The organism is Paenibacillus piri, from assembly GCF_004354045.1.
Lineage (GTDB): Bacteria > Bacillota > Bacilli > Paenibacillales > NBRC-103111 > Paenibacillus_S > Paenibacillus_S piri.
Window position 1 is genome coordinate 162,894 of the sequence record NZ_SMRT01000010.1, and the last position, 15,151, is coordinate 178,044.

Below are 15,151 nucleotides of genomic sequence, written 5' to 3' on the forward strand. Positions count from 1 at the left end.
GCTGACGTATATGGAATTAACACGTTTGTCGACGATTCCATCCATGTTAAGCGCGGCTATTTGCGAATACAACTGCTTCACGATTAAACGATACCCGTTTCATAATTGTCCCTACTCGCAAATCCTAGCGTCCTATATACCGCGATTTTTCCAACCCAAACCACGAAATGCTGATTATGCAACTGGAAAAAAAACATGCTATAATATTGATAAGTACGGATTGGAGTTGATTCAATTGAATGACCTTCTTGATCCCAAGAATGATTTTGTCTTTAAGCTGGATATTCGGAAGTGAAGAGAACAAGGACGTATTGCTTGCATTCCTGAACAATACCTTTATCGAAGCGGATGGACCGCCACTGACAGAAATCCTCCTAATGAATCCGTACACCGATAAAGATGCGCCGCGAGAAAGCAATCCATTTTCGACATTCGAGCCAAAACAACAACCGGCGAACAGATCAATATTGAAATGCAGCTTTTTAATCAATATGATATCGAGAAACGGACACTGTACTACTGGGGTAGACAGTATTCAGGACAATTGGAAGAAGGCCAGAGATATCGCCAGTTAAAGAGTGCGTAACGATCAATATTCTCAACTACTCTTTTCTTCCGAATGATCTTTACCATAGTGTATTCCATTTGAGGGAAGACCACAGCGGTATTCCATTGAGTAACGATATAGAAATCCATATGATTGAACTTTCTAAGCTAGATGAGCAAATGATTCCTATAAAAGGCGGATTGGTGAACTGGCTATTGTTTTTGAAAGGCGTGAGCAAATCAAACTGGGAGGTATTGACGATGAATGAGCCCGTGTTGCGTAAGGCTATGGATACATTGGAGTTTTTAAGCCAAGATGCAGAAGCCCGGCGCTTGTATGAAGTGCGGCAAAAATTTCTCCACGATGAAGCTTCCATGCTGGCTGGTGCAAGAGAAGAAGGAGAAGCGGTAGGGAAAGCAAAAGGGGAATACAAAAAAGCGATTGAAGTAGCTAAAAAGCTGCTAGCTAAAGGAACAGATATTGCCACTATTGCAGATATTTCTGGCCTCTTAGAAGAAGAAATTGAGCGTTTAAAAATGCAATTAAAAAACTAGCAGAGAATTACTGAAATGCAAAAACAACAACATCGTCTATCACACCGGGCAAGAAAAAATAGCTGTAGAGCTCAGAAAAAATCCTTTCCGCTGATCTTCAGCGAATGAAATGTATCAGGCAACATCCACATAGCACTGAAATGGGGACGCGAATCACACCGCGTCCCCATTTCGTCCCCAACAACCATCTACACTCACTCAAAACCCTTATAAATCAAGGAACAAACCTTTTTCGCACAAAAAAAGAGCGGGCTATCTTTTCGATAACCTGCTCTTGTACTTGATTTTAAGCCCCGCGCCTTAACTTAATGACATTGGGCAATAGCCTTCAGTTCTATCTTTACAATATTCGAAAAGATGCGACAATTTCGGTTGAAAGGTTGCTTGAGATTTTAACCGCCCCTACTGATGTTGTCGAACCCTCTTTACCCCACCTTTACTTGACCGTTCATAAGCATAGGCAATAACCAGTTTCGTAGTTTTGTGAGTTCTATGTTTTCTCTCTTACGAATATTGATCAAATCAAAGATTTTACTTGTTTTTTTATTGAATAAATTAATTGTTTCATCATTGTTAAGAAGCGGCATATCGTTATGGGCGATCTATTAAAGGAGATAAGGACCTTCTCAGGGCTTATCAACTTAAAAACTCCAATAAAATAGTAGGTGCGGAAGGCTGGAGACTTTTTGATGCCTCAATTATGAAACGAATAGAAGTTTTGCCAGAGTGCATTGAAAAAATAAGATCTGGTTATGGTTATGAAGATGAGGCATTAATGAAACCATTTTACGCTGAATTAATACGATAACAAACCTCTTCGACATTGTTGTTGTTCATCGTTATACATCACATTATCGATATCAATTTATTTGCAATCGTACGTTCGCATGAAAAGGGTAAGATTTATGCTAATTCTGATTAATATCACACAATATCTTCAGCCGTTTCAGCAGTATCAGCACTATGCCAGCATCTAATTTACCAGCATAGTAGCCTGAGACAAATCGGTCTGCTCTAATAATTGTTGTGAAAAGCCTCCTGATTGTAATCAAATCAGCGTCGACTATCAAAGAAGGCGAATTAAAGTAAGCGTTGGCTTCTTTGCTCCAATTTGACCAATCAAATGATACGATGATGTTGCTACAATATAGCAAATTTATAAAATGGTTTGCTTGATCATGATATCGATAAGGATCAAAACCGAGTTCTTCTGACACATCGTATTTTTTACCATCTGATTCAAAGTAAGCGATAAACTCAAATAAAGCTTTCACATTGTCAGAAGGAACCCAATGGTTGTAACCCACTACATAACCTCCGTCCTGTTACTTACTATATTCATTATAATTCATGCTATTGCTGCTCCTTCCTAAGTTGAAGCCATTTCATAAAATAAGGTCTATCATTATTTTGAGGCACTTCATACCACTCAGAACAAATGAAGTATTTATCTCCATATATTTCAACCGTACCAGCCCAATATCTAAGAACTTTTTTATCGCTGCTTAAAGAGGATTTTATTAATAACGGATACTGAATATCAAACGTTTTCTTGGAGTATTCGGATGTTTGCATCAATGCTACTTCTTCGGGGGATATTTCATTGTTCTGGAACATTTTGATTAAAGTGCTGCGTACAAGGGCACCTATTTTCATTTCGGTTAATCCGCTGATATTTGTCACTTCAATCTTTTCCATTTCTTGTACGGTCTTTGATTCTCTTGCAGAGGCAGCAGTTTTTATAGTATTTTGCTTTTTATTTGCAAATAGATTATACATTTGTAAACTACGCATAAACAGTTCAGAAGTATCAGCGACAAATGAGGTTACAGCTAATACTGGCTGTAATATACTTTCCCCGAATTCGTCGTTCGCAAGTAATCGGACATTATAATTGAGACCCTGATCACGTAATAAATGCTCAACTTGGTTCAAGCAAAGTGAAAGAGGTGCCATTACATTATTATTAATTTTAGGAGATGCAAAAATAATATCTGCACTAGAATAACCAAAGTAACCATAGATGCACATAGCGGCTCTTAAGGTTTTCTTGACAATCCGCATTATAGTTTCTTCTTTTGTACCGTAGTTAAGTCCCGCTTCGTGAAAAGCAACATCAATAGCATATAGGTGCTGCTCATTATTTGCGTAAGCAACACCAATCACATCAATTTCAGCCTGTTGAATTAATTGTGTGAAAGAGGCATTTCCCTTATAAATCTCATAATCATAATTTACGTTAAAGAACTCATTCGATTGGTTCATGAGTCTTTCTATTTCTCCCTCATTCATTAAATCCCACGAATTCACTGAAGCCTTCCAATTTGTTTGCACTAATTGACATCCCTTAACATGCCGTAACCAAGACAATAACAATGATTCACCTATTTCGATCTTCATTATAATCCAATACCTACTTTCATCAAATAAAATTGGATAAACGGATACCTTAGATATGTATTATCGCTAAAATCATACCAATTTTCGCCAAATTAATACATACGTAATCTAAGTGTAAACCGTGTAAACAAAATAAGAACCTCCTCAAAAGGAAGTCCTTCATTTTAAGATTAACTCAATCCTCACGATATATTACTACCACGCACTCCACATGTGTCGTATGCGGAAACATATCCACCGGCTGCACCGCGACGGTGGTGTAGCCGCCGTCCTCGAGGACGCGGAGATCGCGAGCCAGTGTCGACGGGTTGCACGACACATAGACGACGCGATCGGGGCGCATCTCGAGGATGGTCTCGAGCAGCGCCGCGTCGCAGCCTTTGCGCGGCGGGTCGACGACGATGACGTCAGGCGCGATGCCCTGACGCTTCCAGGCGGGGATGACCTCCTCCGCCGGGCCAACCTCGAACTGAACGTTGCGTACGCCGTTCAGCTGCGCATTGCGCCGAGCATCGTCAATCGCTTCGCTGACGATCTCGACGCCGTACACTTGGCGCGCGCGCTGCGCCAAGAACAGCGAAATCGTGCCGATGCCGCAATAGGCATCGATCACGGTTTCTTCGCCGCTCAGGCCGGCGAAGTCCAATGCTTTCCCGTACAGCACCTCGGTCTGTACGGGATTTACTTGATAAAACGATCGCGCCGAGATCGCGAACCTTACATCGCCGATCGTGTCGTAGATCACGTCGTCGCCACACAGCACCTTCGTCCGGTCACCGAAGATGACGTTCGTTCTGCCGGTGTTGATGTTCTGGCAGATGCTTTTGACGCCCGGGATGGCGGCGCGAAGCAGCCCGACAAGCTCGTCGGCATGCGGGATATCCACCCCGTTCGTGACAAGCACGATCATGATATCGCCCGTATTGAAGCCGTACCGCGCTACGACGTGACGCAGCAAGCCTTTGTGCGTCTCCTCGCTATACGGCCGGATGCCGAGCTCGCGGGCGATCCGTTTGACCTCGGCGACGACGAGGTCGTTGTTTTCTTGTTGGATGAGACATTCATCCATATCGATGATGCGGTGGCTGCCCTGGGCGTAAAATCCGCCGACCAGACCGCCTTCTTCAGCCGCGCCGCTTAGCCCTGCCGCTCCCGCGGCGGATGCCCCCGACCCTGCGGCGCCGAGCCCGATCGGCACCTGCGCCTTGTTGCGGTAGCGCCAAGGCTCGCTCATGCCGATCGTCGGCAGCACGACGATGCCGTCTCGTGCAACCGCACCGCTGGCAGCAGCGGAAAGCCGCTGCTGTCCAAGCCCGCCATCACAGGCATCACCGCTGCTTTCATCTCGGGAACCGCCACGTTCGCCCAGAGCTCCGCTCCCGGCCGCGACTTTGAGCTTGCCGATCCGTTCCAGGTTGTCCACGACCAACTGCCGCTTGTAGCGCAGCTGGGCTTCGTAGCTCAAATGCTGCAGCTGGCAGCCGCCGCATTGCTTATAGATCGGGCATGGCGCCGCTATCCGGTCCGGACTTGACTCCAGAATACGGACAAGCTTGCCGTAGCCGTATTGTTTTTTGAGCTTGACGACCTTGGCAAGCACCCGCTCACCCGGCAGTGCGCCCGGGATAAAAAGAGTAAAGCCGCTCACGCGGCCCACCCCTTCCCCTTCATGACCAATACCGACTATGTCCGCTTCATATTCGCCGTTCTTTACGACCGGCAGTCCTTCCAATTCAACCGCCCGGCCGTTTCCGGCTTTACGTTCAGAACGCACGTTCGTTCCCCCCGCGCCGCCTTGTTTGTTCGTTCTCCTCATGTTTTCCTCCTACGCATACGCCCGTTCAATCGTCCTGCTCCGGTTCCTCCGCGCCCGGCTTAAACTTCCAGGGCAGCTTGATTTGCTGCAAAGGGTTCGTTTTATAAACGGATTGCCCGCTCTCGTCGGTAAAAATCCGCAAATGCGAGGGCAGGTTGGTGAACACGCATGGAAGCGTGCCGCCGAATTCGCCGTCCAGATTGATTTGCACATAATCGGGCGAAGTGACCTGGATGCTGCGGGTTTGCAAATATATAATATTCGGATCGCCCAGATGTTCGCCGCGCATAGCCAGCGAGACGACGCGGATGAACTCGGCGAGGTTGCATTTTTTGAGAATCAGCACGTCGAACAAGCCGTCGTTCATCGAGGCGTCCGGCGCGAGCCGTTCGAAGCCGCCTACCGAATTGCTGTTGGAAATCAGGAACAGCATCACTTCCTCGTGCAGATCCTGCTCGTCGGTGCGGATGTACAGCTCGATCGGCCGCAGGCGCGGCAGCTTCTCGATGCCTTTAATATAATAGGCCATTTGGCCGATCATCGTTTTGAGCTTGCTCGGCACCTCGTAGGTCAGCTCCGTCATGGAGCCGCCGCCGGCGATATTGATGAAGTAGCGCTGATTCATTTTGCCGACGTCGATAGCTTTAACATGCTGCTGCAAGATAACGTCGACCGCACCTTCCCAGCTGCGCGGAATATTCAGCGCCCGGGCGAAGTCGTTCGTCGTCCCGAGCGGTAAAATGCCGAGCGGCGGGCGCCAGCTTTTCTCCGCCATGCCGTTGATCACCTCGTTCAGCGTGCCGTCGCCGCCCGCCGCGATAATAATGTCGAAGCCGCGTTCGATCGCATCGGCGGCAGCCAATGTCGCATCCCCTTCGCCGATCGTCGCGTGGGTCGAGGTTTCCAGGCCGGCCCGCTCCAGCCGCTGTAGAATCTCCGGCAGCCGCCTCTTCATTTCCTCCCTGCCGGAGGATGGATTATAAATCAGTCTTGCACGTTTACTCATTCCTTAACCACCTGTTCGTTCCGAATTCCGTATGGTCCCGCTCTAAAAAAGGAGCCGTCTGCCGTTCCATCCACCTCGACAGCAGCGGATGCGGCAGCAGCGCCCTCCCGTTGTATTTATGAGGATAGCCTGACAGCCTTGATGGAATCACATCGTTCGTAAAATAGCCTTCGCTCAAAAACAGCGGCACCGCCAGCACCGTATGCTGCGGCTTGTAACGCCGCCAACGCTCCATCGCCCCCGGCAGCTCGTCCGGCAGCAGCATCGCCGTATCCGCTTCCGCGAACCCGCCCAGCTCCCTGACCCTGTCGGCCAGCCGCTCCAGTCCGTCGCGCCAGCGCTGATGGAAGCCCTGCTCCGCACTGCCATGCCCGACCAGCAGCACGATTTCGCGCGCGGGGTCGATTGACAGCGGCTTCATTTTTTCATACAGCACTGCCGCAATGTCCGGATCGTCGTCAATCGGAGCCGCAAAATGAATCCGTGCCCGCACGGCAAACGGCTTCATCTCCGTCGGCAGCACCGGCTCCGGCTTCACGCCAAGCGCAAAGCTGATTTCATCGAGATGCGTACTGCCCGAAGAGACGAAGAACGGCACCGCAATAATGTCAGTTACCCCAAGCTCTTCCAAATGCGTAATCCCGTCCTGAATGAGCCTCCCCTCCACAATTTCGAGAAAAGACGAAAAGACCGGAATTCCCTGCGGCACTTTCATCGCCCCGACGGCCTCGTCGACCAAGCGAACCCATTCCGCGCTGCGTGAACCATGGCTTATGACTAATATACCGTAATATTCCACCGACTATCCCCTTCCTTTTCGTGAAAAAAAGAAGGCGCCTCTGTGCCCTTCCAGTTTGTGCATGACCATTTTCCTAATTATAGCATAAATTAAAAGCATTCGTATGGCGGGATGATGGCGTTCCGGTGAATGCCGTGAAAAGCGCAGCCAGTCGGTACGAATATACACGCAATCACCGAGGTAAGCCGTACGGCTCCGGGTACCCGTCTTTTCGGACGCGCAAAAAGAACCCTCCTGCCATTCCAAAGGAATTTGAAAGGAAAGGGCTCCCGCCATGGCAGCATTACAACCAACACGACCCGGCACGTCAAACCTCGTCATGCCGCCATTCCATCCTGACCGTCTTCCGGCATCCTTAACCCACACGAACGGCCGAAATCCAAACGTCAGACGACCCCCGCTCCGTTAGCGGCCAAGCCGCTCCAACGTCAGCTTATAGCCATCGTTTCCGTAGTTCAGGCATCGCTTCACCCGGGAAATGGTCGCCGTGCTTGCGCCCGTCTCCGCCTCGATCTGGTTGTACGTGTTGCCTTTGCGCAGCATCCGGGCTACTTCCAGCCGTTGGGATAGCGATTGGATCTCGTTCACCGTACATAAATCGTCAAAAAACACATAGCATTCCTCGATATCTTTAAGCGTCAAAACCGCCTCAAACAGCTGGTCGATAGCTTTGTCGTTTAATTTTTTCAATTGCATAATCGTTCAACCCCTTGGTGGTCTACTTCAAATTCTTAAGGTTACTATTCGACACAGCCGTTTAAAATCCTCCCTTTAGATTAGCAAAACGTTACTATTTTTATGCGGCAGTGTGCTAAAACATCCAAAATCGTTATAAAACCGTGACAGGAGTCCAATCCATCCATTCGCCTATGACATAGACTAATCTAGGTAAAACGTCTATTTCATCCGGTAAAAACGGCGGCGCGATGCGGCCGGACTTAGCCAAAATCCAATAAAAGGATCGTGAAAACCTGTGAGTATTCAAAAACCGATAATAGGAAATCAAGGCACGCCGGCACATCAACGCAGCCTCCAGCAAGGGCAAACTTCGTTACTGGGAGGCGGCGGAAATTATCCGGGACTTGAAGTAAACAGCTTCAACCAGCCGCTCCCGGCAAATTTCCAGCAAGGCTTCGGCGGTGGCGGTGCGCCCGGGCTTTTCGGAGGAGGCGGCGGTGGGGGCGGGCTTTTCGGAGGAGGAGGCGGTGGCGGTGGCGGTGGGGGCCCCTTCAACATCGCCCAGATTAAGCAAGTCATCGACCGGTTGGGCGGCATCGAGGGCATTATGTCTACGGTAGCCAAGATACAGCGAATCGTGCAAAATGTCCAGCAGATGGCTCCGATGATAAAAGTGCTTATGGACTCTTTCGGCAAGAAGAAGGAATCGACCTCGGAAGGAACCGGACGCCGCAAACGCCGCAAACGCAAAGGCGCCGCAAAAAGAAGCAAACGGAAAAAATCCGGCTGACCAAGTCATTTTCGCAAATACCGCCTTACCCGAGCCGGGAGCTGATGCAGCTGAAAACCGCAGCGGCTCTGCCCGCGTAACCGGTCTGATAATCAAAGCACAGCTTACGCGCGCATAAGGATAAACGGCTTCGCCGTCCTTCGAGAAATGCGTGTTTCTAACAACAATTAAAACCCGGCCGGAACGAGGATGTTCCAGTCGGGCTTTGCTGTCTGTCATTAACCGTATAAACAATGAATCGGATTAACCTTTCGCCTTGATCGCCTCCAACGGCTTGTGGTTGCCGTATTTCGGATATTCGCGGGTCGTCGGTGCGGCCCAATGAACGGCATTGCTGATGACGCGGCGAATCTGGTCGTTATAATAAGTACGGTACGTTTCGTGGCCGGGACGGAAGTAGAAAATTTTGCCTTGTCCGCGATGGAACGTGCAGCCGCTGCGGAACACTTCGCCGCCCTCGAACCAGCTGACCATAACCAGCTCGTCCGGCTGCGGGATGTCGAAATGCTCGCCGTACATTTCCTCGGCTTCCAGTTCAATATATTCGCCGATCCCTTCGACAATCGGATGACCCGGGGAAACGACCCAGATGCGCTCCTTCTCGTCGGCCTCTCTCCATTTCAGATCGCAGGAGGTGCCCATTAACGCTTTGAACACTTTGGAAAAATGGCCCGAATGCAGCACGATCAAACCCATCCCCTGGAGGACGCGGTCCTGAACGCGTTTGACGATCTCATCCTGCACTTCTTTATGCGCCTTATGCCCCCACCAGATGAGAACATCGGTATTTTGCAGTCTTTCCTCGGTCAAGCCGTGCTCGGGCTCATCCAACGTAGCGTAGGCAACCTCCACGTTGCCGCTGATGCCTTCGCCGATCGCTTGATGAATGCCGTCCGGATAGGCGGCGCGCACTTTTTCGTTTTCTTTCTCGTGACGGAACTCGTTCCATACGGTAACTCGCAGCTTTTGACTCATGATTTTGACTACCTCCAACCGTTAATGGCGTGCTTGAATACCTAAATTATATAAGATACGGCAGGCAAAAAGAATTCTCAATACTGCTGCATCTATATGCAATAATGTCCTTCCCTCCTTAAAACATGCTATACTAATAATGAAAATCTTATTCATTCCCTATACAATACTGGTTTGGCGGAAGCGATATCGTTGGAGGTGCGGCAGCGCTTGAACATCATTTTAGAGAATGAGCCGGATGCGCATAAGGAGCAGGTGGAATACCAGAATCCGCTGCTGCGTTTGAAAATATGGCAAATTACGCAGCCGGCTTCCGTCGCGCTGCCGGTGCCCAAAATATTTCGTTGGCATTACCATAAAGAAGTCGAATTTCTCGCCGTCCTGGAGGGCGGCCTCGCGATTCAGACGAAGCATGAGATGCGGGAGCTGCGGCGCGGCGACGTGCATGTATTCGGTTCTTCCCAGCTGCACCGCACCAAGAAGGATTTGCCGGAAGCGCTCAGTTACATCGTATGCCAATTCGACTTGGCGCAGCATTTCGACGAGAGCACGATGCCTTATCTGCATTATTTCAGCGAGGTGCGGCAGCCGCTCAGCCGGTTGAATTATATTTTTCGGGACCAATCGTCTGTCCGCCAGCAGGCGTATGGGCTGATCATGGATATATTCCGGGAGTCGCAGGCGCAGGAAAAAGGCTACGAGATCGCCATCAGCGCCTCGATCCGCCGGCTCATGCTGCTGCTGCTGCGGAGCGATACGCAGGGCGTTCTGAACAATGAGGAGAACAGCGAGCTGTTCCGGCTGCAGCCGGTTCTGGACTATGTCGAGCAGCATCTGGACGAAAAGATCGCGATCGGGCAGGCTTGCGCCGTGCTCAATTTGAGCTATCATTACTTTATTAAATATTTTAAAAAAGCGATGGGTATGTCGTTCGTCGACTATGTCAATTACAAGCGCGTCAAAAAAGCCGAGCGCCTGCTGCTTACCCGGGATACCAGCATTATGGAGATCGGCGAAGCGGTCGGCATCCCGAACATGGCGCAGTTTTACAAGCTGTTCAAGCGCCACAACCAATGCTCGCCGAAGGAATTCAAGCAGCGGATGAAGGCCGAGCGGTAATTCCGCCCCTGGCGATCGACATGAAATAGAAATAGAAGCGCCCGCCCTCAACGGATTCACATGAGGGCGGGCGCTTCTTCGGCTTGCTTGCTTGTGCGGCTGATGGAGAGCGCGGATCGGTTAAAAAATCCGCGTTTTCCATCCGAGCAGCTTGGCGAGCGCTTCGATGTAGAAGTAGTCTCCGTAGATGAGGGAGACGTTCAGGTTTTGTCCGGCCGGCTTATGTCCGGTGCCGGCCACCAGAATCGCCTCGTGGTCGGGACGATCCCACGTGGAGTAATGCTGCGTCAGCGAGAGCAGCATGCGCTCGGCCGCTTCGCGGTATGGGCGGGCCTGTACCGCCGGCAGCGCAGCGGCCAGCTCGAGCAGTCCCGAGGCGGCGCAGGCTGCCGCCGACGTGTCGCGCGGCTCGCCTTCAAGCGTCTCCGACGCGCGGAAATCCCAATGCGCCACGTAGTCCTCCGGCAGCATGGAGATGAAATAATGCGCCACGCGCTGCGCCGCGCGCAAATATTTCGTATCGCCGGTAAAGCGATACGTGTTGGCCATGCCGTGCAGCGCCCACGACGCGCCGCGGCTCCATGCCGAGTCGGGGCCGGCGCCCTGGCCGCCCAACGACTCGATCACTTCGCCCGTCAGCGGATCGAAGCTGACGATATGGTTGACCGAACCATCCTCGCGGATGAAATGGTTCACAACGGTATCCGCATGAGCCTTGGCGATCATGCTGAAGCGCGGGTCTGCTATTTCCTCCGCCGCCCAAAACAGGATCGACAGGTTCATCGAGGAATCGACGATGGACCAGCCGGTTTTGTCCTGGTTCCATGCGCGCAGGAAATTGCCCGCCAGATTAAAGCGGCCCGCCAGGAAATTGGCGGCGTACAAGCCTCTGCGCTTGCCGTCCTCGTCGCCGGTCAGCTTATATTTGATGACGGCGGTCGGCAAATATTGAAAGCCTACATCGTGATGGAAATTGTTCGGCTGAATCATTTTCTGGTCGAATTTCTCGTCCCATTTCCACGCGGCTTCCTTGTAATGGTCCTTGCCGGTCATCTCGTGCATAATCCATAAAATCCCCGGCCAAAAGCCGGCGGTCCACCAGTCATGGCGCATATCGTCATAAATGCCGGTATCGGCGGGGGCGACATGCGGCGACTTGTCGCCGATCTGCCCGATCATCCGGTCCACCTTCGACTGCAGTGCTTCCCATAATTCAGGCAGCACCTCCTGCAGCGTCCCGGCCTGCTTCCATTTGTTCGCATCCAAAGCGGTCATATTCAACATCCTCCTTTGAGATTAACAATCGCTTAAATATGGAATTTATTTCCATATTTCCATTGCTTTTTATCCGATTACGACTTTATCGGGTTAAGACCCCCACCTCTATGGTGGGCCTTGAATCAGGTGGGGTTGAGTCCCCATCTGATTCCCCTATGTTCAGCAAAGCTGAACGAGTTCACTGCAGTTCTCCCTGCGATAAACGACCCGCGTTTCCCGCTGTTTAAACCGATATGGTAAGGAAGGCCGTACGAAGGCCCGCGCTGGCGACGCTGACAACGGACACATGCTTGCGCGAGGAACCGTTCGCGCCGTCTGTTGCATCTCCTGCGCCTGTGTTTGTGCTGGCATTTGCGCCTTCAGCCGCGCTTGCTGCTATTTGTGCGCCCGTCGCCGGCCCTGCGCTTACGCCCGCGGATGCGCCGCTCGCCGCGTTCACAGCCGCTCCGGCAGCCGCTGTGCCGCTGGCGGCTGCACCTGCCGCGACCGTTCCGGCCGTCGCGCTGCTTGCGCCGGCGCCGGACGCCGGACCGCTGGCGGAGACGAAGCCGGTTACCGGCACGCATGCCGCCGCGCCGCCGGACGGATCGACCGCGATCCGCGCCCGCCCGTTGGCCAGCTGAACCAGGCTGGAGCCGCGCACCGTGCCTTGACGGTCGATCAGCTTGCCGTCGCCCGTCAGCCCGAAGCGGACGAAGTCGGTCGCGTCGAGACAGAGCACGCCCTGCCCATCATACGCGAGCGCTTCGACCAGAATGGTGCCGTCCGCCTGCGGCTGCGCGTTCAGCCGCAGCTCGGCAGGTTGTCCCCAGCTCTCCGTCTGATACTCGAACGTCAGCTCGTCGGTTACGGTGACGCCGTTTTTCACCGCGATCACCTTCACATGGTTCGTTCCCGGCTGCAGCGCCGTTTCCCAACGCAGTCCGGCTGCCGGGAAGTTTTGCGAATCGCGCTTCTTCACCCCGAGGCTGACGCCGTTCAGGAGCAGCTCCGCTTCCGGACAGTTCGAATACACCTTAATGCTCTTCACCTCATCGGCCCGTCCCCAGCGAACCGGCATCGTATGGCCGTATATGCGCACCATCGGCTTTTCCGTCCAAAACGATTGGTAAACGTAATAGGCTTCCTTTTTCGTAAAATCGCGCTCGATAATGCCCTTCATATTCAAATACGGAATCGGCGAATCCGGACGAACCGGCGTCGCAAAATCTTTGAACGCCCATTGGGCGGCGCCCGTCAGCCAGCCCATCGTTTCTTGCGACTTCAAATACCAGTCGATCATTTCGCAGAAGTAGGTCTCCGACCAGTCGCCGTCGCGCGAGACGCGCGGCTCGCCGCCGGTCAGCATGTAATCGCCGTCGCGCTCATCCGTGCTGCCGTCGCCTTTCTTGATGAATTCGAAGCCGGTATACGTTTTCTCGACATGGCGCGCTGCCAAATTGTCCGCTCCCCATTCCATATGGAAGAAGGAATCGACCTGCTCGAACGCCTGGCGGCTGCTTTCCTCGTAATCGGTATAAATGCCCCGGTACCAGCCGGCCCAGATCGAAGGCGAGTACACGTCAATGATATCTTTGCAAAAGTCGCAGCGGCGAATCGCGGTCAATCGGCTCGGGTCCAACCGATGCGACAGCTCATGCAGTTCTTTCATAAACGCGCGAATTTCCTGCTGATCGAAATAATCGAAGTCGCATTCCCAATCGTTCTCATTGCCGAGGCCCCACAAAATAACCGAAGGGTGATTGTAATGCTGCTCGATCATCGCGGTCAGCATATCGTGGCACTGCTGCCGGTATTGCTCGCCGCCCAGACCGCCGCGGCACCATGGGATTTCTTCCCAGACGAGAATGCCGAGCTCATCGCACAGCTCAAGCACGATCCGCGACTGCTGGTAATGGCCGAGGCGAATAAAATTCGCGCCCATATCCTTGATCAGCTGCATCTCGGTGCGGATCATCTCCTCGGTCATCGCCGGCCCTACGCCTGCGTGATCCTCATGGCGGTGCGTGCCGCGCAGCAGCAGCCGCTCGCCGTTCAGCTTGAACGGGCCCTGCTTCACAAATTCGAAGCTGCGCACGCCGAAGCGCTCCGTCAGTCGGGTACCGGTTGCGCCGGGTACGTCCGCCGCTTGCCCGCTCTCGCCACCCAAGACGCCTGCTTCTCCATTTGGCTGCCCTTCCATCACAGTTGTCGCTCCGCTCCTGATGCCGGTTTCTGTCACAACTGGGACCGTATGCTGTCCTTCACCTACTCCGTCTGCTCCTCCTTCCGGCTGACCAGCCATGGAAGCTGCCGATCCACTGCCGACACCCGCTGCAGCTGCCAGCTCCACCGTGCAGCTGTACAAATACGGCTGCTCCGTCGTCCACAGCGCCGGGTTGTCCAGCCGGTACTCAACCAGCTGCTTCGCCCCGCTCCATGGCTTCGACCGCAATCCAAACCGCTCCAGCTCCCTGCCTTCGCTATCGTTCAGACGTACCGTCAGATCCAGCTCATCCTGCAGCTTCAACGGATTGTACAGCGTGCCGAGCACTGCAATCCGGCAGCTGCCGCGGTCATCGGCCAGCTCCGCCCGTACATGAACGCGCTCCAGCGAAACCGCCGGAACGTATACCAGGTTCATATACCGGTAAATCCCGCCGTACAGATTGAAATCGCTCGCATCCGACGGAATCGTCTCCAGCTCCCGGCTGTTATCGCAAGCGACAGCCACCGGAATAAGCCCCTTATATCGCTCGATCGCACGCGCTTCCTCGACCGCGTCGGTAATATCGATCGTAAACTCGTCGTAGCCGCCCAGATGCGAGCCGACTTTTTGCGTGTACACATAAACGTCCGTCCTTTGCCCCGCCCCTTCAAAATGGAGCAGCGTTCGCCCCTGTGGATAAGGATTGTTGACGTGCAGCTTCGTCCGGTACCAGCCTTGCCCCTGATAATACTTCCCGTCGGGGTCGAGCACGTCCAATCCGTTGTACGAATGCGGCAGCTCCACTGCGTGCCACGGTACATTGTAGTGATTTTGCAGCTTGTCCTGACGCCATACCTCCCAAGGTCCGCCCAAGCTTCCGCGGTGATGCTCCCATCCTTGATTCAACCGTTGCTTGATCACTTGCCTCATCCTCCTATTATCCGTTTCATTTGCGCTGCACAGGCTGTAAGTAGTCGGGACATACGTCTTGATTCTATACC

The 15,151-nt window shown here is 52.5% G+C and carries 11 protein-coding genes and 1 pseudogene; 3 read left to right on the top strand and 9 right to left on the bottom strand.

Going from position 1 to position 15,151, the window contains the following annotated elements; translation table 11 throughout:
- Nucleotides 1–235: 235 nt before the first annotated feature.
- Nucleotides 236–1,101: pseudogene (locus E1757_RS20485) on the top strand (Rpn family recombination-promoting nuclease/putative transposase).
- 908 nt (nt 1,102–2,009) lie between these two features.
- On the opposite strand, the gene E1757_RS20490 reads toward E1757_RS20485, so the two are convergent.
- The 6 genes from E1757_RS20490 to E1757_RS20515 form a co-directional block, all read right to left on the bottom strand.
- Complete coding sequence (locus E1757_RS20490; protein ID WP_133231547.1) at nt 2,010–2,408, bottom strand: DUF6508 domain-containing protein; 399 nt, start codon at nt 2,406–2,408, stop codon at nt 2,010–2,012.
- A gap of 46 nt (nt 2,409–2,454) precedes the next feature.
- Complete coding sequence (locus tag E1757_RS20495; RefSeq protein ID WP_220446514.1) at nt 2,455–3,435, bottom strand: hypothetical protein; 981 nt, start codon at nt 3,433–3,435, stop codon at nt 2,455–2,457.
- A gap of 241 nt (nt 3,436–3,676) precedes the next feature.
- A complete protein-coding gene (gene rlmD / locus E1757_RS20500; protein ID WP_133231551.1) occupies nt 3,677–5,317 on the bottom strand; it encodes a 23S rRNA (uracil(1939)-C(5))-methyltransferase RlmD in 1,641 nt (546 codons plus the stop codon).
- Between the two features lie 25 nt (nt 5,318–5,342).
- Nucleotides 5,343–6,323: a diacylglycerol kinase gene (locus E1757_RS20505; RefSeq protein WP_133231553.1), complete on the bottom strand. Its 981-nt coding sequence runs from the start codon at nt 6,321–6,323 to the stop codon at nt 5,343–5,345.
- Nucleotides 6,316–7,122 (bottom strand): sirohydrochlorin chelatase, encoded by an 807-nt coding sequence (locus E1757_RS20510; protein WP_133231555.1) that lies wholly within the window; start codon nt 7,120–7,122, stop codon nt 6,316–6,318. The genes E1757_RS20505 and E1757_RS20510 overlap by 8 nt, the downstream gene beginning before the upstream one ends.
- A 405-nt stretch (nt 7,123–7,527) precedes the next feature.
- A complete protein-coding gene (locus E1757_RS20515; RefSeq protein WP_133231557.1) occupies nt 7,528–7,818 on the bottom strand; it encodes a YerC/YecD family TrpR-related protein in 291 nt (96 codons plus the stop codon).
- 277 nt (nt 7,819–8,095) lie between these two features.
- On the opposite strand from E1757_RS20515, the gene E1757_RS20520 reads away from it, so the two are divergent.
- Entirely contained in the window at nt 8,096–8,590 is a 495-nt protein-coding gene (locus tag E1757_RS20520) for a hypothetical protein (protein WP_133231559.1), read from the top strand.
- Nucleotides 8,591–8,833: 243 nt separating this feature from the next.
- Here the strand turns inward: E1757_RS20520 and E1757_RS20525 are convergent, their stop codons facing one another.
- Nucleotides 8,834–9,565, bottom strand: coding sequence for a ThuA domain-containing protein (locus E1757_RS20525; RefSeq protein WP_181956672.1), 732 nt, complete (start codon nt 9,563–9,565; stop codon nt 8,834–8,836).
- 210 nt (nt 9,566–9,775) lie between these two features.
- Between E1757_RS20525 and E1757_RS20530 the strand changes: the two genes are divergently transcribed.
- Nucleotides 9,776–10,684 (top strand): helix-turn-helix domain-containing protein, encoded by a 909-nt coding sequence (locus tag E1757_RS20530; protein WP_133231561.1) that lies wholly within the window; start codon nt 9,776–9,778, stop codon nt 10,682–10,684.
- A 120-nt stretch (nt 10,685–10,804) separates the two neighbouring features.
- Here the strand turns inward: E1757_RS20530 and E1757_RS20535 are convergent, their stop codons facing one another.
- Together E1757_RS20535 and E1757_RS36565 are read right to left on the bottom strand one after the other, a co-directional pair.
- A complete protein-coding gene (locus tag E1757_RS20535) occupies nt 10,805–11,959 on the bottom strand; it encodes a glycoside hydrolase family 88 protein (RefSeq protein ID WP_133231563.1) in 1,155 nt (384 codons plus the stop codon).
- A 226-nt stretch (nt 11,960–12,185) separates the two neighbouring features.
- A complete protein-coding gene (locus E1757_RS36565) occupies nt 12,186–15,071 on the bottom strand; it encodes a glycoside hydrolase family 2 protein (RefSeq protein ID WP_246079332.1) in 2,886 nt (961 codons plus the stop codon).
- Nucleotides 15,072–15,151 lie beyond the last annotated feature (80 nt).